Raw genomic sequence first — 18405 nt, forward strand, 5'->3', positions numbered from 1 at the left:
TGCTGGAGCGCGTCATCGTCGACGGTGGTGACGTGGTGCTGCTGGCGGTCTTCACGCACACCCTCGCGGCCCATGGCAAGGAGTTCACCACACCGACGGCCATGCACCTGGCGGTCGAGGACGAGCGGATCGTTCGCATGCACGTGTACGAGGACACGCTGACCGTCGCCGAGGCGTTCAACGCCGGCTGAGCTGAGAGAACTCAGGGGCCCCGCGGCCCGGATCCCGCGCGGCCGGACATGCAAATCCGAAGGAGCAAGTAACGTGACCACCCCTGTCGTCTCCATCGCCTACCACTCCGGCTTCGGCCACACCTCCGTCCTCGCCGAGGCCGTCCGCGATGGGGTGACCACCGCCGGCGCCACCGCCCACCTGATCAACGTCGAGGAGATCTCCGAGGAGCAGTGGAACCTGCTCGACGCCTCGGACGCGATCGTCTTCGGCTCGCCCACCTACATGGGCACCGCCTCCGCCGTCTTCCACGCCTTCGCCGAGGCCAGCTCCAAGCGCTGGTTCAACCAGGTGTGGAAGGACAAGATCGCCGCAGGTTTCACCAACGCCGGGGGCAAGAGCGGCGACAAGCTCAACACCCTGCAGTACTTCACCGTGCTCGCCGCGCAGCACCACATGCACTGGGTCGGCCTCGGCCTGATGCCCGGCTGGAACACCTCCACGGCGTCCGAGAACGACCTCAACCGCCTCGGCTTCTTTCTCGGCGCCGCCGCCCAGAGCAACATGGACCAGGGAGCCGAGGGCGTACACAAGGCCGACATCGCCACCGCCGCCGAGCTCGGCAAGCGCGTCGCCGAGGTCGCCCGCGTCTACGCCGCAGGCCGCACCGCCCTCGCCGCCTGAGCGACCGACGCCGGGGCGGATGCGCGGCCCGGACGACCAGGTGGTGCTCGACGAAGCGCACCGCCAACTGCTCCGGACCGGGCAGCAGCACCGCAGACTCGCGATCAGCGGCGCGCAGCGACGCCCTCATGAGGCGGTCGCCGGCCTTGGGGAACATCGGTACAGCGGTTATCGGTGAGATTGATCTTGAAGTTGGAGGACCCCGGCGGGGCGAGCTGCGCAAGGCCGGTCTGGCCGATTCGTGGCGGGGGGCGGGGGCGGGATGGATGCTCGCGCGGGACCTGGCGGCGATCACCCTGCTCGACGTCTACCAGGCGATCGCCGTTGACTTCCCCTGATCGGGGCATTCTGCACCCATCAATGTAACAACAATAGTTACGTCAAGAAATTGGAGAATCTCATGGGACAGCTGGAGGACAAGACCGCCCTTGTCACCGGCGCCTCCAGCGGCATCGGCCTGGCGATCGCCCGCCGTTTCGCCGCCGAGGGCGCGACCGTCTACCTGACCGGCCGCCGCAAGGACGCGCTGGACGCCGCCGTCGCGCAGGTCGGCGCCCGAGGCATCGCCGTCCAGGGCGATGCCTCGGACCTCGGCGACCTCGACCGGCTCTTCTCCGAGATCGCGAACCGCAGCGGCCGCCTGGACATTGTGGTGGCCAACGCCGGGGTCGCGGACTACAGCCCGCTCGGCGCGATCACCGAGGAGCAGTACGACCGCACTACCTCGATCAACATCAAGGGCACGGTCTTCACCGTCCAAAAGGCGCTGCCGCTGCTGACGGCCGGCGCCTCGGTGATGCTGCTCTCCTCCAGCTCGGCCCTGCGGGCGCGCCCGGGCCTGGGCGTCTACGCCGCAACCAAGGCCGCGATCCGCAGCCTCGCCCGCACCTGGGCCGCCGAGCTGGCCGGCCGCGGAATCCGCGTCAACACCCTCACCCCAGGCCCTGTCGAGACCCCGGGCCTGGACGAGCTCCACGCCGCTTTCCCGCACAGCGATCAGCCCACCGCGGCCGAGCCCGCCCCACCGACCCCGTTCGGCCGCGCCGGCCGTCCCGACGAGGTCGCCGCCACCGCCCTCTACCTGGCCAGCGACCAAAGCAGTTTCACCACCGGCGCGGAACTGTTCGTCGACGGCGGAGCCACACAGCTCTAGGCGCCAAATCAGCGACACGGGACGCAGCCGCCGGGCCTGTCGCCTGTGGTAGGCGCCATGATCACCGGCTTAGCGTTAACCGCTGTACCGATGTTCCCCGAGGCCGCATATGCGGCGCCAGGACGGCACCCGCCGCACGAGGGAAATCGACGCGATCGCATTCGTCGAGGGCGGAGACGGCAGGGTCGTCGAGATCACCGAGCACTTCAGCGGCGCCCACCCCGGGGCGCCCTGCTGAAGGTCTTCGTCGACACCCAGGCGCTGGAGGCCGCCGAGGACGTTGTGGAAGCTGTCATTGCCGAGATCCTCGAACACAGCGAGCTGCTTGCTGAATGGACGATCGGCACGTGTGAGGCCCAGTCGCACCTCGCCTCCACCGAAGAAGGCCCGAAAGCCGCACAAGGGCCGGACGGCCCCGCAGCTAACCCGAACCGCGTATCGACAGCCGAGGCGAAGGCCGAGGAGGCCGCGAAGACTGAGGCGTCCATGCACGCGCTCGCGCCACGGCTCGCCAGCGTCGGTCTCGCCACCTTCGGGCACCTGACTGCCCAGCACCTCGACGACAAGGAGGAGGTTGACGAATTCTTCAGCATCGCGCGCGAGGACGCCGAGCTTGCTGCCGGCGCGATGGTGTGCTCCATGGATCTGCTGCTCGACGGACTCTTCGAGGACATCGACACCCTTGGCCACTGCCCGAGCGTGGCCGAATGCCAGGGCGGGCTCCCTCAACTCGGAAGGCTTCCACCTCAGTTCGCCCACCGCTACACGCCGCTGTTCGCCCGCCGGCTCCTCGTCACCGCGGTCACCCTGACCGAGCGGCTTTGCCGACCCAACTTCGGACAACCGGGGGGCGTCGCCGAGGAACTCCTGCTCCGGCTCCTGCTGGAGACCACCGAGGCAACGCTCGGCCACTACGGTTTCCTTGGCCATGGCGTCCGCGCAGCACTCGACGCCTTCCGCGAGAACGTCTACGAAGACGTCGACCATGAGTTGCTCTACAAACCCGCGATGGATGGCATCGACCAAGACCCGGCGGTTTCCCACCTCGGCATCGCCCCTACGGGTATTGAGGACTGGTTCACCTCCTTCAGCCCTGGCTACCCCGGCCACCCAACCAGTGATAACCCCGCCGACAACGAGTGAGAGTCTGGCTCACCTGTCAGGGCCAGCAGGGCATCACCTGAAACACCAGTGAGATGATCACTTGGGCGTGGGCTCAGCGCGTCCGCAGATCCGATCAGGCCCCTATGACCTGCAGCGATGCCTTTCTGCGGCACAGGTTCCTGCCCGCTGCGAGCGGGCTGGTGAGCAACTCATTCCGCACGTCGATCCAGATACGATATCTTGTATCCCGGATAGCGCCAGTCGGAAGGTATCAGGGCCAGGGCGACGTCTTCCGCAGGCACACTCGATTTGGATCTGAGGGGCAGGGGCACGGTGAGCGACGTATCGGTCGGGGTTTCCCTGGAGAGGCCCAGGAAGCTGGGCGACATCGTGCTCGACCAGGTGCGGGAGCTCATCGTCGGCAAGCAGCTGCCTCCCGGTGAGCGGCTGAGCGAAGCCAGAATCGCCAAGATGCTCGGCGTGAGCAAGACCCCGGTACGCGAGGCGTTGCTCCAGTTGCGCATGATCGGCCTGGTCTCGATGGTCGACGGCAACGCCCACGTTGTCGTTCCGTCGGCACGTCTGATCCGGGAGGCGTACGAGGTCAGGGCGGGGCTCGAGGCGCTGACCGCCAGGCTCGCCGCGGAACGTGCCGACACCGGCCATCGGGCGCAGCTGCTGCCGCTCGCCGAGGAGTCCCTGCAGGCGGCGCGTGACCACGATGCCCAGTGTTTCCGCAGTCTCGACCAGCGGTTCCATCACGCTGTGGCTCTCGCGTCGAACAACGAGACAGCCCGACAGCGCATTGACGAGACACTGGTGCTCTGCCAGACCCTGCGGAGGCGGGACGTACTGACCGGCTGGGACTCGCAGCAGTGCGGACAGGCCCACGTGACCATCGCCGAAGCGATCAACTCGGGCGACGCCGAGGTGGCGGCTCGGGAGATGTACCTTCACGTCAACTACGTCATGGACCGGGTGCTGTCGGCCTTCGGGGATCAGTAGCACGCATACCGCTGCGCCCGCGAGCGCAGCGGTTTCCCTCTGAAATGCGGGCCTGAGCGGCCCTCGAGCACCCCTGCTCGAGGGCCGTTTCGGCGTTTGCCTCGGTATGGGGCCTGGCTCGACCTGTGGATTTTCCGCATCGGCGGTCTGCCCCCGGCCCGGTGTCCGGCGGTCCTGGCTTCCGCTTCTCCTCAACCGTTGACAATGGCGAGATACGAGATACCGTATCTCGCCAGAACGGTATACGAGATACCGTATCTCGCCACTGAGGAGGCATGCGCATGCGACTGGCAAGCATTCTGCGAGACGGGCGCCCGGTTCCCGCCGTCGTCATTGACGAGGGCGTGGCGGTGGTGGAGGACTTCGCTCCGCAGCTGCCGGCGGACGCGATGGCGCTACTCGACGAGAAGGTCTGGAGTGACGTGACGGCCTTGGCGGAGCGGGCCCCGGCAGAGCTTTTCGTCCCTGTGGGCGACGTGGTGGTCACGGCTCCGTACCGGCAGCCGCACAAGATCTGGGGCATCGGGCTGAACTACCGCGATCACGCTGCCGACCTGAGCGAGACCGCGCCCGACCAGCCTGCGTCGTTCATCAAGGGCGACCACACCATCGTCGGCCCCGACGAGCCGATCGTGATTCCCCGGCAGAGCGAGCGCACCACGGTCGAGGCCGAGCTCGGCCTCGTCATGGGGCGGTACTGCCGCAATGTCTCCGAGGAGGACGCGCTCGACTACGTGTGGGGCGTGACGACCATCCTGGATCAGACGGCGGAGGACATCCTCCGGCAGAACCCCCGGTTCCTGACCCGCGCCAAGAACTTCCCCACGTTCTTCTGCTTCGGCCCCGAGCTCGTCCCGATGTCCGAGGTGCTCGACCGGTTCGGCGCGTTGGAGGGCATCGAGGTCACCACGGTCGTGGGTGGCGACCGGCGCCGCACCAACACCGTGGCCAACATGACCCACCGGCCGGCCTCACTGATCAGTTTCCACAGCCAGATGATGCCGCTTTATCCCGGCGACATCATTTCCACCGGCACGCCCGGCGCGATCGTGGTCGCCGACGGCGACGTGGCCGAGGCCGTCATTCCCGGCATCGGGCATCTGAAGACGACCGTGAAGGCCGAAGCCGTAGCCGGCTGACCCGATGACGCGGCTGCCGGCCACCGGTCCTCGGCAACGCGCCTCCCTCACACCCCTTCTATTCATCCCCCATCACGCGGAACCGCATGACCACCGCCAGGTGCCCGCTGTACCGCCCCTCTTGAGGAGTCTCCCCTTGCATCTCCATCTGCACGACAAAGTGGCACTGGTCCTCGGCGCCGGTGGCGGCCTCGGCGGCGCGATAGCCGAGGCACTGGCCGACGAGGGGACCAAGGTAGCCCTCGCCGACATCAACAAGGAGGCGCTGGGCGCGGCTCAGGAGCGGCTGTCCGCCCGGACGGCGACGGCCGCCGTCCAGTGGGACCTCGGCGACCTCGACGCGATTCCGGAACACCTTGCCGCGATCACCGAGGAGCTGGGCCCGGTCGACATCCTGGTGAACGTCACGGGCGGCCCGCCCCCCACACCGGTGGCCGGCCAGGACCGTGCCGTCTGGGCACGGCACTTCGAGTCCATGGTGCTCTCCGTCATCTCACTCACCGACGCCGTCCTGCCCGGCATGCGCGAGCGCGGCTGGGGCCGCATCATCACCAGCACCTCCAGCGGAGTCGTCGCCCCCATCCCCAACCTCGGCCTGTCCAACGCACTTCGCTCCAGCCTCGTCGGCTGGAGCAAGACACTCGCCCGCGAGGTCGGCCCGTACGGCATCACCAGCAACCTCGTTGTTCCCGGCCGCATCGCGACCGCACGCATCACCCAGCTCGACGAGGCCAAGGCGGCGCGCGAAGGACGATCGGTCAAGGACGTCGCCGCGGAGAGCGTCGCTTCCATCCCGGTCGGCCGCTACGGCACGCCCGCCGAGTACGCCGACATGGTCGCGTTCCTCGCCAGCCCCAGGGCCGGCTACATCACCGGCAGCACCCTCCGGATCGACGGCGGACTGATCCCGTCCGTGTGACAGCGGCGGCGAGGAAAGCCGATCAGGCGGCTGCGCCGGCCGGTCGCGGCACCTGTGGACGGCCGGCGCGGCCCCAGCGAGCAGGCTCATCAGCATGGCCGTGCCACCTCACAGCGCTCTCCACCAGCACCGGGCCCGGGCGAGCCGGGCGTCGCGCACCAGGGGCGCGAGCCATCTCTCCCTCCCCACTCCTTGTGATCCGCGCCGAACACAGCGCTCGTGGCCACGCCGGAGCATGTCGATCGGGCGCAAACCCATCAGCAACACAGGTTCACGGCCCCACCACGACAAGGACAACGCCATGTCCCGAACAAGTCCACCCAGTCCGCCCACGACGGCCACCGCAGAACAACCCGAGCTGAAGCGGGTGATGGGCCCGGGTCTGCTGTTGCTGTTCATCGTCGGCGACATCCTCGGGACCGGGATCTACGCCCTGACCGGACAGGTCGCGGGGGAGGTCGGGGGCGCCGCGTGGCTGCCGTTCGTCATCGCGTTCGCGGTCGCGCTGGTCACGGCGTGCTCGTATCTGGAACTGGTCACCAAGTACCCGCAGGCCGCGGGTGCCGCTCTGTACGTGCACAAGGCGTTCGGTAAACACTTCCTGACCTTCCTGGTGTGCTTCGCCGTGATGTGCTCCGGCATCACCTCGGCGTCGGCGGCCTCGCGAGCCTTCGCCGCGAACCTGGTCGAAGGCTTCGGGCTAGACGCGGGCGACGGCCTCGTCCTGCTGATCGCCCTCGGCTTCATGTGCCTGGTGCTGTTCGTCAACCTCCGAGGTGTCGCCGAGAGCCTCAAGGTCAACGTGCTGCTGACCGCGGTGGAGCTCTCCGGTCTGCTCATCGTCATCCTGATCAGCGCGTACTTCATCGCGGGTGGACACGCGGACTTCTCCCGTGTCGTCACCTTCGAAACCGCCTCCGACAAGAGCGTGTTCTTGGCGGTGAGCACCGCGACCTCGCTGGCCTTCTTCGCCATGGTCGGATTCGAGGACTCGGTCAACATGGCGGAGGAGACCAGAAACCCCGTGCGGATCTTCCCCCGCATGATGTTCACCGGGCTGGGGATCACCGGGCTGATTTATGTGCTGGTGTCCGTCTGTGCCGTCGCCGTGGTTCCTGTCGGTCAACTCGCCACGAGCGAGACCCCGTTGGCGACGGTAGTGCAGACAGCCGCACCCGGCTTCCCGATCTCCCATCTGCTCCCGTTCATCTCCATGTTCGCCGTGGCGAACTCCGCGCTGATCAACATGATGATGGCCAGCCGCCTGCTGTACGGGATGAGCAAGCAGGGAGTGCTGCCGCCCTTCCTGTCCAAGGTGCACGCCGCGCGGCGCACTCCACTGGCGGCAGTCGTCTTTTCCACGTGCATCGCGTTCGGCCTTATCACCTTCCTCTCGTTGAATCCCGACAGCCCGGTCGTGGTGCTGCTCGGCGGAACGACGTCTCTGCTCCTGCTCACCGTCTTCGCCATCGTCAACCTTTCGGTTCTCGTGCTGCGCAAGGACAAGGTGAACGTGAAGCACTTCCGGGCGGGCCGCGTGCTGCCCCTGGTGGGGACGGCCACCTGTCTCTACCTGGTCCTGCCCTGGTCCTCCGGGCGCCCAGCCGACCAGTACCGGATCGCCGGTGCCCTGCTGCTGATCGGCGTGGTCCTCTGGGCGGCCACCTGGTTCGCCCGCCGTGGCGCCCCCGTCCCCGCTGCGGCCGCCCAGTCGGACGAGACCGCACCACACTGAGCCGAGGGCCGCGGCCGCATGCCGCGCTCTGTCGACAGCCCGCCGCTGCGTCGGCATCGCAAGCCACGCAGGGAAACCGCTCGCTGGATCCCGCCTGCCATGGCAGGCGAGAGGAGACTGGAAACCGATGAGCCCCGCGTTCGACCTCGCCCAGCCCGCCGCCCGGCTGGCCGACATCAAACCTTCCCCGATCCGCGCCATATTCGACCGCGCCAGCGAACTGGAACGCACTGGTGAGCGCGTCATCCACCTGGAGATTGGCCGCCCCGACTTCGACACCCCCGGCGTCGCCAAGCAGCGGGCGGCCCAGGCGATCGCTGACGGCAAGGTCCACTACGGCCCCAACGCCGGGCAGCCCGAACTCCGCGCGGCGATATCCCGCTACCTGGAGCGCCGGCACAACCTCACCTATAGCCCCGACGACGAAGTCCTCGTGACCATCGGCGCCAACGAGGCCGTCTTCCTCGCGATCATGGCGTTCTGCGGTCCCGGCGACGAGGTCGTCATCCCGGTACCCGCCTGGTCCGCCTATGTCGCCTGTGTACGCCTGGCCGGGGCCACCCCGGTGATCCTGCCGCTCAACGCGGACGACGGCTATCAGGCCGACTCCGACGCGCTGGCGGCCGTGATGACCGAGCGCACCCGCATGGTGGTCCTGTGCACCCCGCACAACCCGACGGGGGCCGTCACCGAACCCAAACGGCTTGCCGGGATCGCGGACGTCCTCCGGGGCACCAGGTCCCTGCTCCTGTCCGACGAGATCTACGCCGAGCTTGTTTACGACGGACACCATCACATCTCGCCCGCCTCGGTCGCCGATCTGCGGCATCGGACACTGGTCGTCGGCGGCTTCGCCAAGGCGTACGCCATGGACGGCTGGCGTTTGGGCTGGCTTGCCGGGCCCACGGAGCTCGTCCGGCCCGCGCTGCGGATCCGTCAGTTCACCACCATCTGCCCGACGACGTTCGCCCAGCTCGGCGGTGCGGCCGCGCTCGATGAGGCGGGGGCCGAACGGGACGCGATGCGAAAGGAGTTCGGGCGCCGCCGAGATGCGGCACTTGAAGTACTGGCCGGTCAGGACGTCCTGTCGCCGGGTCTGCCGGGCGGGGCGTTCTACATGTACCTGAGCTACCCGGAACGCCTCGGCCCCTCCGACGAACTCGCGTGGCGCCTGCTGGAGGAACAGCACGTGGCCGTCGTACCCGGGACCGCTTTTGACGCGGACGGCGGCAAGCACGCTCTGCGGATCTCCTACGCGTGCGGCATCGACGATGTGCGCGAGGGGCTGAACCGTGTGGTGGCCATGGCACGCGGCAACTGACCGGGCGGTCGGTGACGGCAGTGGGCCCCGCCTCCTCGTGAGACGGGGCGCCGCGCGCCAGATCCTCCATCGGCGGGCCGTGGCCGCCCGTGATGAACACGGCCCGTAGGCCGACACGTTCATCTCGGGCAGCGGCCTTCAGCCGCCTCGATGACGTTGGGTCAGATGGTCGAGGCGTCGATGACGAAGCGGTAGCGCACGTCGCTCTTCAGCACGCGCTCGTACGCCTCGTTGATCCGGTCGGCGGAGATGATCTCCACGTCGGCCCCGATGCCGTGCTCGGCGCAGAAGTCGAGCATCTCCTGCGTTTCGGCCATGCCGCCGATGAGCGAGCCGGACAGGGACTTGCGGCCGGGCAACAGGGAGAAGACGCCCACCGAGAGGGCCTCGTCGGGGACACCGAGGTAGACCATGGTGCCGTCGAGCCGCAGCAATGACAGGTAGGCATCCACGTCCAGCGGCGCGGACACGGTGCACATGATGACGTCGAAGGTGCCGGCCAGTTCCTCGAAGGTCTTCGGGTCGCTGGTGGCGTAGTAGTGGTCGGCGCCCAGCTTCAGGCCGTCGTCCTTCTTGCGCAGGGACTGGGAGAGGACAGTGACCTCGGACCCCATGGCATGTGCGATCTTGACGGCGACGTGACCGAGGCCGCCCATGCCGAGGACGGCGACCTTCTTGCCCGGGCCGGCGTTCCAGTGCTTGAGCGGGGAGTACGTGGTGATGCCGGCACACAACAACGGGGCGACCTCGTCGAGGGACAGGCCCTGGGGAATGCGCAGGACGAAGTGCTCGTCGACGACTATGTGGGTCGAGTAACCGCCCTGGGTGGGCTCGTCGCCCCGGTAGCGGTCGATGTCGGCATACGTTTCGACCGAGCCGCCGTCCGCGCAGTGCTGCTCCAGGCCGTTCTCGCAGTTGTCACATGTGCGGCAGGAGTTGACGATGACGCCGACACCGACACGATCACCGACACCGTGCCGGGTCACTTCGGAGCCGACCTCGGTGACGACGCCGGCGATCTCGTGGCCGGGGACCATGGGGAACAGCCCCTTGCCCCAGTCGCCGCGGACCTGGTGGATGTCGGAGTGGCAGATGCCCGAGTAACGGACCTCGACCTTGATGTCGCGCGGGCCGAGAGGGCGGCGTTCGATGGTGGTCCGGGCGAGCGGTGCGCCGGCGGAGGGGGCGGCGTATGCGGCGACGGTAGTCATGCCGTTCCTTGCTGGTCGTGAGTGAGTGACCGTTGTTCCGGTCAGGCGACGGTCGTGTGGATGGCGGCGATGGCGGGGCGGTACGCCCCGTCGGTGATCGCGGCGACGGCAGCTTCCGGGCTGGTGTCCTCGGCTGCGTCGAAGGTGGACTGCCAGGTCAGGAAGGCGCCTCCGGTGTCGGCGACGGGCCAGACCTGAAGAGTGGAGCGGTATCCGCGCACGGGCAGAGGGGACTCGATGATCTCGTAGGTCAGTGCGCGGCTGGCGTCGTCGAGGGCCACGAGCCGCTCCCGGAAGACGCTGCCGTCCGTGCCGATGAGGACCCGTATCGCGCCCGGCGCGAACTCGCTCTCTCCCTCGACGACTTCGCTGGACCGGATGTCCGGGTGCCACTCGGGCAGACCGTTGAACCGCCTCACGATGGACCACAGTTCGTCTGCGGATCCGGCGAAGACGGAGCTCCAGTAGGCGTGTGCCACAACTACTCCTCGAATTGGGTGACCGGCGGGCGGGTCCCGTGGGAGGTCGCCCGCCGGCCCAGGGGATCTTCAGCCAGGGGTCGGGGTCACCAGTTCTGGCGGGTGGGGGAGATGATCAGGTCGTTGACGGTGACGTCGGCGGGCTGGTCGAGTGCGTAGACGACGGCGTCGGCGACGCTCTCGGGGGTGATGGCGATCTCGTTGAGTTCCTGGGCGGCCTGCCGGCCGACGGGGTCGGTGACCTTGTCGGCCCAGCCGGTGTTGATGACGCCGGGGCTGATGGTGGATGCCTTGATGCCTTCGCGGACGCCGAGTTCGCGGCGCATGGACTCGGTGACGGCCTGGACGAAGAACTTCGTGGCGCTGTAGACGCCGGCGCCGTCGCCGACCTGGTGTCCTGCCACGGAGTCCATGTTGAGGATGTGACCGGAGCCGCTCGCGAGCATGACGGGCAGGACGGCGTGGGCAGCGTTGAGGTAGCCGCGGATGTTCACGTCGATCATCCGGTTCCAGTCGTCGAGCGCGCGGTCCTTCCAGTACGAGAAGAGCATCAGGCCCGCGTTGTTGACGAGGACGTCGATGGTTCCGTAGGTGTCGACCGCGAGGTCGGCCAGGGCCTGGGTGTCCTGGGCCTCGGCGACATCGATGACCTTGGCGAGGGCGGTACCGCCGCTCTGGCGGATGTCGGCGACGAGCCGGTCCAGGTCCTCCTGGCCCCGGGCGGCGGCGACGACCTTGGCGCCTCGGGCCGCGAGGGCCTTGGCTGCGGCGGCGCCGATGCCGGAGGAGGCGCCGGTGATGACGATGACCTTGCCTTCGAGGTGGTTCATTGGGGTCTCCCAGTGCGGTGCTGCGGCATGTCGCGGCTGGTTGAGGCGGCGACAGCAGGGGGTGAGGGTCAGTTGCGGGCGCGCCGCCGGACGACGTATGCGTACTGGTCCGGCCAGTTCGGCTCGGCGCCCAGGGCGAGGGCGGCGTGCTGCGGCCAGTAGGGGTTGCGCAGCAGTTCACGGCCGAGGAAGACGGCGTCGGCCTGGCCGCTGGCGATGATCTCCTCCGCCTGCTGCGGCTCGGTGATGATGCCGACGGCGGCGGTGGGGATGCCGGACTCGCTACGGGCATGGGCGGCGAAGGGCACCTGGTAGTTCGGGCCCGCGGCGATCTTCGCGTCGCGGACCATGCCGCCGGTGGAGACGTCCAGCAGGTCGACGCCGTGCGTCTGGAGCTCCTTGGCGAGGCGGGCGGTGTCGTCGCCGGTCCAGCCTTCGCGGTCGTCCTCGGGGTTCTCGGTCAGCCAGTCGGTGGCCGAGGTGCGGAAGAAGACCGGCAGCTCGTCGGGCCACACCGCGCGGACGGCGTCGACGACTTCGAGGGCGAAGCGGATCCGGTTCTCGAAGCTGCCGCCGTAGGCGTCGGCGCGGTGGTTGGCGGCGGGGGAGAGGAAGGAGTTGATCAGGTAGCCGTGGGCGCCGTGGACCTCGGCTACCTGGAAGCCGGCGGCCAGGGCGCGCCGGGCGGAGTCGGCGAAGTCGCGTACCAGCTGCTGGATTTCGTCCACGGTCAGCTCGTGCGGGACGGGCAGCCCGTCGTACGCGACCGGGCTGGGGGCCACGGTCTGCCAGCCGCCCTCCGCCTCGGAGACGTAGCGGTCGGACAGCCACGGCTTGTCGACGGACGCCTTACGGCCGGCGTGGGCGAGCTGGATCGCCGGGACTGCGCCGTGGGAGCGGATCGCGGTGGTGACGCGGGTGAACGCCTCCTGCTGGCGGTCGTTCCACAGGCCCAGGTCCCAGGGGCTGATGCGCCCGTCGGGGCGAACGCCCGTGGCCTCGGCCATGACCAGGCCCGTGCCACCGGCGGCCCGGCTCGCCAGGTGGGCGAGGTGGAAGTCCGTCGGCGCGCCGGTCTGCGGGCCTTCGGAGGCGGCGGAGTACATGCACATCGGGGACATCCAGACCCGGTTGGGTATCTGGAGGGAGCGGAGCTTGAGGGGGGTGAACAGGGTGCTCACGGGTGTGGTCTTCCTTCGTGGTGGGTGCTTGGTGTGCCGGGCGGGCCGGCCGCTGCGGGCGGACGGCCCGCCCGGAGTGGTCAGTGGGCGGTGAGGACGGCCAGGGCGTCCGCGATGGGGGTGTCGCCGCCGATGACCTCGACGGTCCGGCCGTCGAGCCGGGTGTCTTCGAGCAGCCCGAGCAGGACTGCGGCGACGTCCGCGCGGGGAACGGGGCCGGTGCCGGTGCGGTCTGCGAGTGTCACCCTTCCGGTGCCGGGGTCATTGCTGAGCAGGCCGGGGCGGACGATGGTCGCCCGGGGTGCGGCCCGGGCGCGTAGGGCGTCTTCTGCGGCGGCCTTGGCCCGCATATAGATGCCGAACCCTTCGTCGAAGGTGTCCGGGTCCGCCCGCAGGTGGTCGCCCATGGCGGAGACGAGAAGGTACCGCCCGACGCCGGCGGCCTGCGCGGCGTCCGCCAACAGGACCGCGGCATCGCGGTCGACCGTCTCCTTGCGGGCCGCTCCGCTGCCCGGCCCCGCTCCCGCCGCGAAGACCACCGCGTCCGCGCCGGTCAGGTGCCCCGCCACCTCGTCAGCGGTGGCCTTCTCCAGGTCGACGACCAGGGCCTCGGCCCCGGCCTCGGCGAGGTCACCTGCCTGGGCGGGGTTTCGGATGAAGCCCGCCACGGAGTGGCCGCGCTCCGACAGGAGCTTTTCCAGGATCAGGGCGATCTTGCCGTGCCCTCCGGCGATCACGACACGCATGATCAGGCGGGCAGCCGGGTGTCGATGACGAAGCTGATCTCGACCAGCTGGCCGGGGAAGAACAGCGAGGCGACACCGACCGTGCTGCTGGTGGGGCGGTGGTTGCCGAAGTAAGCCAGGTTGGCCGCGGCCATCGCCATGTTGTACTTCGGCAGGTCGACGATGTACTGGGTCTCCGAGACGACCTGATTACGGGTGACACCGTAGTGGGCGAGAACCTTCTCGAAGTTGGCGTACACCTGCTTCAGCTGGGCATCGAAGTCGCCCGGGTGGAGGAAGTTGCCCTCCTCGTCGTGGGACAGCTGCCCGGAGACGTGGATCGTCTCGCCGGCCTTGATGGCTTGCGCGAAGCCGAACTCGTCCTCGCCGGAGACGTTGTGGCTGTAGGAGTCGATGGCCGTCATGGGGTTTCTCCTTGCTGTGGTGCTGTGAGGAGGGCAGAGGGGAGCCGCCCAGGGGGGAACGAGGTGGCTGGTCGGTCAGGCTGTGAGCGCGGCGACCGCGTCGGCGACGGGGGTCTCGCCCGAGGTGAGCTCGACGATGACGCGGTTCAGCGCGGGCTCGTGCAGGGCGGCGTCGATGAACGCGGCGACGTCGTCGCGGTGCACATCGCCGTACTCGATGGCAGGTCCGGCCGTGACATGGCCGGTGCCGGGGGTGTCGAGGAGGGAGCCGGGGCGGACGATCAGCCAGTTCAGGCCGGTGCGGGTGAGATACACGTCGGCGGTCTTCTTCACCTTGATGTAGTGCTCGAAGCCCTCACTGCGTGCCCCATCGCGGAGGGCGTCGGGGAACACCGAGACCAGCACGAACCGGCGGACACCGGCACGTTGGGCGGCGTCGGCGGCCTTCTGGAGGCCCTCGCCGTCGATCAGGGTGGTCTTGTCCATGCCGGTGCCGTGGGCACCTGCCGAGAAGACCACGGCGTCATGGCCGGCGAGGCGCTCCGCGAGCGTTTCCACCGAGTCCTCGACCAGATCCCCGGTGACCGGGGCGGCGCCGGTGGCCCGGACGGTGCCGGCCTGGGCCGGTCCGCGGTGCATGCCGGTCACCTCGTCGCCGCGGGCGGTGAGCACCTCGGCGAGCCGTCGGCCGACGCCTCCGGCGGCACCGATCTGGAACACCTTCATGTCGATCGCCTCTCTCAGCGTGCGCGGGGGTGAAGCGGGCCGATCGGCGGCCCGCCACGCTCGATGTCCTAATGTTGACATTAGCACAACGCGTCTGAATGTTAACATTGGAACATCGAGGAGGTGGAAGCCATGGGCGACACGGGCAAGGTGGCCCCCGCACGCCGCCGGGGTCTTGCCGACGAGGTGGCGGACCGTATCCGGGACGCCATCTTCAACGGGGCCTACGCTCCGGGTGCGCAGTTGCGCGAGGTGGAGCTGTCAGGGGTGATGGACGTCAGTCGCGGCCCGGTCCGGGAGGCGCTGCGACTGCTGGAGCGCGAGGGCCTGGTCCGCTGCGCGTGGCACCGCGGCACCATGGTGACCACGCTGTCCGCCGAGGACATCGCCGAGCTTGAAAGCCTGCGCGGCGCCCTGGAACAGCTCGCCGTCGAGCGGATCACCGCTCTCGCCTCGGAAGAGGACTTCGCATCGCTGGAGAAGGCAGCCGGGCTCATGGAGCAGGCCCGGGACGAGCACGAGATGGTCCGTCTGGACATCGCGTTCCATGACACGGTCTTCGCCGCCACCCGGCACCAGCGCCTCATGGAAGCGTGGGAGGCCATCCGATGCCAGGTTCACCTGTTCCTGCTGACCCGGATCGGCCACAGCACCAAGGGCTACCTCGAGCGCGTCCCCGAGGAACACCATCGGCTCGTCGCCGCGCTGCGCTCCCGGGACGTCAGGGCCGCGCTCGACCTGTTCGCAGCCCACCGCCGCGTAGCCGTCGACGTAGTGACCGCGGACGTCGCCCACAGCTGACCTGCGCCGGCCCGTGGCCGGCACTCCGTGGCGCCCCTGCGGTGCGGCGCCACGGTCGGTGGCGGTCGATGAGGCGGGGCCCTCGTCGGAGACCTCTCCTTCTCGTACGAGTCCTTCCAGACACCCGGCGATGCGGATCAGGCCCTGTGCGCTACAACTCCGAATCCGACTCCGGCACCCCCAAGCAGGCCGAGGATGGGCACGCGGCAGGTGGCGTGCTCGATCGCTGTGGGACGTACAGGGCGGCTCCGGTCAGGGTTTTGGTCTCGAAGGAGTCGGCGGCGAGGGTGGCCTCGACCTGGAGCGCAGGAACGTCGCCCAGCCCGAGACGCTGAGCCTGCCCTCCAACTCTTCGCCGCCCATCGCTGTCTCGCCGTCGACGTGGTCATGGGAACCGCGGCTCCCGGCTGAACGGCTGGGCGTCCGTTGCCTATCGGGGGCGGGTGAAGGTGCTGGGCACCTGGGTGTTCGTCGGAGTATCCCTGACCATGTGTCACGAACACTAGCCATGCACCGATGCGTGGTGGGTCAGATGCCGGCGCCCTGTGCCGCCAAGATCCGCTGTACCCGGTCGGCGTTGGTCGCGATGTGATGGCTTGCCTCCACCACGCGGTTGGCCAGGTCCAGCGAGTTGGTGCGGTCCAGTCGGCCTCCCGACCGGCGGGTCGTCCACAGTACGGGGGCGTTTGGCATCAGGCCGGGCTCGCCTGCCCGTTACGACGTTCTGCGATCGGAGTGGTGGGTTCGGGCCGGGGACGCGTGGACGAGGTCTCGCCTATGTCAACGGAGGACACGATGAGTGACGTTCTGCCCGCCTGGACCGCCATCGCTGACTGGCTGGCGGTGCACGCGCCCGCCTCGCACGCCACCTTGCGGCCGGGCGCTTCCGTGGCAGACGTTCGATCCGCGGAGGTCGAGTTGGGGTGGGATCTGCCCGCCGACCTGGCGACGTTGCTGATGGTGTGCGACGGAACGGTCGATGCCTCAGCCCTTGACCGCGACCCTGACGAGTATGATCCGGGCCTGTTTCTCGCCCAGCACCATCTGCTGCCGCTTGAGGAGATCGCGCAAGTCCGGGGTAGCGGAGGGAACACCGATCAGTTCTGGGGTTCCTGGGTTCCTTTCGCCGTCACGGACTATTCCCTCTCCCCGTGGGGCGGCTTGGCAATCGACGCTGAAGGCCGCCTCGCCGCCTTCAGCCAGGACAGCGGTGAGCCGCCGTCGGCGCCGTTCACCTCCCCCGGGTACGGATCCCTGAGCGAGTTCCTGGACTCCGTGGCTGAAGCCCTCACCCAAGGCGCCGGCCCGTTGATGGCCGAGGCCACACCCGGGATTCACCGGGGCGCTCTGGTGTGGGGCCCTTTGCCGGGTGACGGCGCTCCGTGGACGCCGGCGCACCCGGAGCACGGCTCCATAGGCTGAAGGACGGCCTCCAGACGGGCGGTGGCGGACGAGAAGCGCAGGTCGGAGGGTACGGGACAGCCGCTCTTCCACCCCCAGAGACGTCGAGCTGCGCGTGCTACGCCAGGGCGGCGAACCAGAACCGGTCGGCGGGCTCATAACGGACCGGTCCGGCCAACTGGCGGCGCAGGACCGCGTTCTCGTGCCGCAGCACCAGCAGTTCCGCGTGCTTCGCCGTCCCGCGACGGAGGAGCACCGATGGAACAGTCAGCAGCTTCCGGGTCACTTTGTACAGCAAGGACACGATCACGGAGGACATGACCCCAGCGGGCTGACCGCATCCAGCTCACCTGCGGCGATGACTTTTCGAGCGGCACAGGATTGACCGAGGCCGTAAACGGCACCTGCCAAGCTGAGTCGGCTCACCAGATGGGTCGAAGTGGCGGGATCGAGTCGCCCGCCAAAGCGCGAATGACAGCAGCGATCTCGGCTCGCGGCACCCGAAGACCGACTTCATGAAGCCGCCTGGCCAACTGCGCCTCGAGTTCGTGCAGGATCCGTCCGGCGACGGAGAGATGTTCCAGGGCCTTGTCGGTCATCACGACGAGCCTTCGTCGGCCGCCGGCAGGGTGCGGCCTGCGCTCGACATAGCCGCGTTTCTCCAGGTCGTCGACGATCTGACCAGCGGCCTGCTTGGTGACGCCGAGCTGTTCGGCCAGCTCGCTGGTTGTCGCGCCAGAACCACGCAGCGCTTGGAACACCAAGCCGTGCATAGGGCGTAGTTCGGCGTAGCCGACGGCGTCAAGCCGGTCCACGAACTCGGACAGGACCAGTTGGAATGCCATGCCAAGCAGGAAGGTCAACTCGGTGCCTTCGAGCGGGTCGTCGATCTCCATGGTTCATCTTGACATATCTATGTAAAGTAGCTTTACTCGCAGCGAGTAAAGCTACTTTACATAGGAGGCGCCGTGTATGTGATCAGCGAGAACGAACAGCGGACGACCAGGACTCCCGCAGGAGCGATGTTCGGGTTAGCTGGTCCGAGTCAGGGCAGTGCGGAAGTCAGTGCCTGGCGGGTGGAGATCGGTGCCGAGATGTCCACGCCAGTGCACATTATCGACCGCGAGCAGGTATGGATGCCGGTGTCGGGCGAGTTCGAGGTCGTGGTAGATGGCGTGACGGAGCGGGTCAAGGCGGGGCAAGCGGTCGTTCTGCCTGCGGGTGTGGTGCGGCAACTGAAGGCTGTCGGCAGTGCGGCGGAAGCCTTCGTCGCCATGACCGTGGGAGGCAAGGCCATGATGCCGGGCAGTGAGAACAAGATTCCTCTTCCGTGGGCGGAGTGATTCCGCTTCACGGGAAGCAGCCCGGCCAGGCCACCTCGATGGCCTGGCCGGG

22 protein-coding genes and 2 pseudogenes are annotated in these 18405 nt (G+C 68.5%); 14 read left to right on the forward strand and 10 right to left on the reverse strand.

The annotated features are described in order from the left end of the window. The 11 genes and pseudogenes from ACZ6CL_RS29700 to ACZ6CL_RS29750 all read left to right on the forward strand — a co-directional run. Positions 1 to 191: nuclear transport factor 2 family protein (locus ACZ6CL_RS29700; RefSeq protein WP_468941040.1), on the forward strand; the 191-nt coding region annotated here is incomplete at its 5' end. 73 nt (positions 192 to 264) lie between these two features. Continuing rightward, positions 265 to 855: a flavodoxin family protein gene (locus tag ACZ6CL_RS29705; protein ID WP_468941044.1), complete on the forward strand. Its 591-nt coding sequence runs from the start codon at positions 265 to 267 to the stop codon at positions 853 to 855. Between the two features lie 212 nt (positions 856 to 1067). Next, positions 1068 to 1175 (forward strand): annotated as a pseudogene (locus ACZ6CL_RS29710) (Rrf2 family transcriptional regulator); the annotation flags it as partial. An 80-nt stretch (positions 1176 to 1255) separates the two neighbouring features. Further along, positions 1256 to 2008, forward strand: coding sequence for an SDR family NAD(P)-dependent oxidoreductase (locus ACZ6CL_RS29715; protein ID WP_468941047.1), 753 nt, complete (start codon positions 1256 to 1258; stop codon positions 2006 to 2008). Between the two features lie 109 nt (positions 2009 to 2117). Further along, on the forward strand, positions 2118 to 2246 hold the full coding sequence (locus ACZ6CL_RS29720) for a hypothetical protein (protein WP_468941050.1): 129 nt from the start codon (positions 2118 to 2120) through the stop codon (positions 2244 to 2246). Between the two features lie 44 nt (positions 2247 to 2290). After that, positions 2291 to 3151, forward strand: a complete 861-nt coding sequence (locus tag ACZ6CL_RS29725; protein WP_468941053.1) for a hypothetical protein — start codon at positions 2291 to 2293, stop codon at positions 3149 to 3151. Positions 3152 to 3445: 294 nt separating this feature from the next. Continuing rightward, a complete protein-coding gene (locus ACZ6CL_RS29730; RefSeq protein WP_468941055.1) occupies positions 3446 to 4117 on the forward strand; it encodes a GntR family transcriptional regulator in 672 nt (223 codons plus the stop codon). A 281-nt stretch (positions 4118 to 4398) separates the two neighbouring features. Beyond that, on the forward strand, positions 4399 to 5256 hold the full coding sequence (locus tag ACZ6CL_RS29735; protein WP_468941057.1) for a fumarylacetoacetate hydrolase family protein: 858 nt from the start codon (positions 4399 to 4401) through the stop codon (positions 5254 to 5256). 136 nt (positions 5257 to 5392) lie between these two features. Beyond that, on the forward strand, positions 5393 to 6175 hold the full coding sequence (locus ACZ6CL_RS29740) for an SDR family oxidoreductase (protein WP_468941060.1): 783 nt from the start codon (positions 5393 to 5395) through the stop codon (positions 6173 to 6175). A 301-nt stretch (positions 6176 to 6476) separates the two neighbouring features. Then, positions 6477 to 7910, forward strand: coding sequence for an APC family permease (locus ACZ6CL_RS29745; RefSeq protein ID WP_468941063.1), 1434 nt, complete (start codon positions 6477 to 6479; stop codon positions 7908 to 7910). Positions 7911 to 8037: 127 nt separating this feature from the next. After that, positions 8038 to 9231 carry a pyridoxal phosphate-dependent aminotransferase gene (locus ACZ6CL_RS29750; protein WP_468941065.1) on the forward strand — a complete coding sequence of 398 codons (1194 nt, stop codon included), beginning with the start codon at positions 8038 to 8040 and terminating at the stop codon, positions 9229 to 9231. A gap of 161 nt (positions 9232 to 9392) precedes the next feature. Here the strand turns inward: ACZ6CL_RS29750 and ACZ6CL_RS29755 are convergent, their stop codons facing one another. The 7 genes from ACZ6CL_RS29755 to ACZ6CL_RS29785 all read right to left on the reverse strand — a co-directional run bounded on the left by ACZ6CL_RS29755 (position 9393) and on the right by ACZ6CL_RS29785 (position 14808). Next, entirely contained in the window at positions 9393 to 10442 is a 1050-nt protein-coding gene (locus ACZ6CL_RS29755; RefSeq protein WP_468941067.1) for an NAD(P)-dependent alcohol dehydrogenase, read from the reverse strand. A 41-nt stretch (positions 10443 to 10483) separates the two neighbouring features. After that, the gene (locus tag ACZ6CL_RS29760; RefSeq protein ID WP_468941070.1) at positions 10484 to 10921 is read right to left on the reverse strand and encodes an SRPBCC family protein; all 438 of its coding nucleotides are present in this window, start codon (positions 10919 to 10921) and stop codon (positions 10484 to 10486) included. Positions 10922 to 11007: 86 nt separating this feature from the next. Then, a complete protein-coding gene (locus ACZ6CL_RS29765) occupies positions 11008 to 11751 on the reverse strand; it encodes an SDR family oxidoreductase (protein WP_468941072.1) in 744 nt (247 codons plus the stop codon). A gap of 68 nt (positions 11752 to 11819) precedes the next feature. Then, on the reverse strand, positions 11820 to 12932 hold the full coding sequence (locus tag ACZ6CL_RS29770; protein WP_468941075.1) for an NADH:flavin oxidoreductase/NADH oxidase: 1113 nt from the start codon (positions 12930 to 12932) through the stop codon (positions 11820 to 11822). Positions 12933 to 13012: 80 nt separating this feature from the next. After that, the gene (locus tag ACZ6CL_RS29775) at positions 13013 to 13678 is read right to left on the reverse strand and encodes an NAD(P)H-binding protein (RefSeq protein WP_468941077.1); all 666 of its coding nucleotides are present in this window, start codon (positions 13676 to 13678) and stop codon (positions 13013 to 13015) included. 2 nt (positions 13679 to 13680) lie between these two features. Further along, on the reverse strand, positions 13681 to 14082 hold the full coding sequence (locus ACZ6CL_RS29780) for a RidA family protein (protein WP_468056640.1): 402 nt from the start codon (positions 14080 to 14082) through the stop codon (positions 13681 to 13683). A gap of 75 nt (positions 14083 to 14157) precedes the next feature. Next, on the reverse strand, positions 14158 to 14808 hold the full coding sequence (locus ACZ6CL_RS29785; RefSeq protein ID WP_468941080.1) for an NAD(P)H-binding protein: 651 nt from the start codon (positions 14806 to 14808) through the stop codon (positions 14158 to 14160). A 132-nt stretch (positions 14809 to 14940) separates the two neighbouring features. Here ACZ6CL_RS29785 and ACZ6CL_RS29790 point away from each other — a divergent pair, with 132 nt between their 5' ends. Continuing rightward, complete coding sequence (locus tag ACZ6CL_RS29790; RefSeq protein WP_078640412.1) at positions 14941 to 15609, forward strand: GntR family transcriptional regulator; 669 nt, start codon at positions 14941 to 14943, stop codon at positions 15607 to 15609. Between the two features lie 528 nt (positions 15610 to 16137). Here the strand turns inward: ACZ6CL_RS29790 and ACZ6CL_RS29795 are convergent. Then, positions 16138 to 16302 carry a hypothetical protein gene (locus ACZ6CL_RS29795; RefSeq protein ID WP_468941082.1) on the reverse strand — a complete coding sequence of 55 codons (165 nt, stop codon included), beginning with the start codon at positions 16300 to 16302 and terminating at the stop codon, positions 16138 to 16140. A gap of 102 nt (positions 16303 to 16404) precedes the next feature. Here ACZ6CL_RS29795 and ACZ6CL_RS29800 point away from each other — a divergent pair, with 102 nt between their 5' ends. Beyond that, a complete protein-coding gene (locus ACZ6CL_RS29800; protein ID WP_468941085.1) occupies positions 16405 to 17031 on the forward strand; it encodes an SMI1/KNR4 family protein in 627 nt (208 codons plus the stop codon). A gap of 100 nt (positions 17032 to 17131) precedes the next feature. Here ACZ6CL_RS29800 and ACZ6CL_RS29805 read toward each other — a convergent pair. Beyond that, positions 17132 to 17320, reverse strand: a pseudogene (locus ACZ6CL_RS29805) (integrase core domain-containing protein); the annotation flags it as partial. A gap of 112 nt (positions 17321 to 17432) precedes the next feature. After that, a complete protein-coding gene (locus ACZ6CL_RS29810) occupies positions 17433 to 17906 on the reverse strand; it encodes a MarR family winged helix-turn-helix transcriptional regulator (protein WP_468941086.1) in 474 nt (157 codons plus the stop codon). A 78-nt stretch (positions 17907 to 17984) separates the two neighbouring features. On the opposite strand from ACZ6CL_RS29810, the gene ACZ6CL_RS29815 reads away from it, so the two are divergent. Next, entirely contained in the window at positions 17985 to 18353 is a 369-nt protein-coding gene (locus ACZ6CL_RS29815) for a cupin domain-containing protein (RefSeq protein WP_468941088.1), read from the forward strand. Positions 18354 to 18405: the final 52 nt, after the last annotated feature.

This window comes from Streptomyces sp. NPDC041200, assembly GCF_055591805.1.

What these genes read in the sequence shown, in the direction of transcription:
- ACZ6CL_RS29750 (WP_468941065.1), top strand. Translation starts at nt 8,038, where the DNA reads ATGAGCCCCGCGTTCGACCTCGCCCAGCCCGCCGCCCGGCTGGCCGAC.
- ACZ6CL_RS29800 (WP_468941085.1), top strand. Translation starts at nt 16,405, where the DNA reads ATGAGTGACGTTCTGCCCGCCTGGACCGCCATCGCTGACTGGCTGGCG.
- ACZ6CL_RS29785 (WP_468941080.1), bottom strand. Translation starts at nt 14,808, where the DNA reads ATGAAGGTGTTCCAGATCGGTGCCGCCGGAGGCGTCGGCCGACGGCTC.
- ACZ6CL_RS29810 (WP_468941086.1), bottom strand. Translation starts at nt 17,906, where the DNA reads ATGGAGATCGACGACCCGCTCGAAGGCACCGAGTTGACCTTCCTGCTT.
- ACZ6CL_RS29765 (WP_468941072.1), bottom strand. Translation starts at nt 11,751, where the DNA reads ATGAACCACCTCGAAGGCAAGGTCATCGTCATCACCGGCGCCTCCTCC.
- ACZ6CL_RS29790 (WP_078640412.1), top strand. Translation starts at nt 14,941, where the DNA reads ATGGGCGACACGGGCAAGGTGGCCCCCGCACGCCGCCGGGGTCTTGCC.
- ACZ6CL_RS29780 (WP_468056640.1), bottom strand. Translation starts at nt 14,082, where the DNA reads ATGACGGCCATCGACTCCTACAGCCACAACGTCTCCGGCGAGGACGAG.
- ACZ6CL_RS29735 (WP_468941057.1), top strand. Translation starts at nt 4,399, where the DNA reads ATGCGACTGGCAAGCATTCTGCGAGACGGGCGCCCGGTTCCCGCCGTC.
- ACZ6CL_RS29720 (WP_468941050.1), top strand. Translation starts at nt 2,118, where the DNA reads ATGCGGCGCCAGGACGGCACCCGCCGCACGAGGGAAATCGACGCGATC.
- ACZ6CL_RS29775 (WP_468941077.1), bottom strand. Translation starts at nt 13,678, where the DNA reads ATGCGTGTCGTGATCGCCGGAGGGCACGGCAAGATCGCCCTGATCCTG.
- ACZ6CL_RS29795 (WP_468941082.1), bottom strand. Translation starts at nt 16,302, where the DNA reads ATGCCAAACGCCCCCGTACTGTGGACGACCCGCCGGTCGGGAGGCCGA.
- ACZ6CL_RS29715 (WP_468941047.1), top strand. Translation starts at nt 1,256, where the DNA reads ATGGGACAGCTGGAGGACAAGACCGCCCTTGTCACCGGCGCCTCCAGC.
- ACZ6CL_RS29755 (WP_468941067.1), bottom strand. Translation starts at nt 10,442, where the DNA reads ATGACTACCGTCGCCGCATACGCCGCCCCCTCCGCCGGCGCACCGCTC.
- ACZ6CL_RS29745 (WP_468941063.1), top strand. Translation starts at nt 6,477, where the DNA reads ATGTCCCGAACAAGTCCACCCAGTCCGCCCACGACGGCCACCGCAGAA.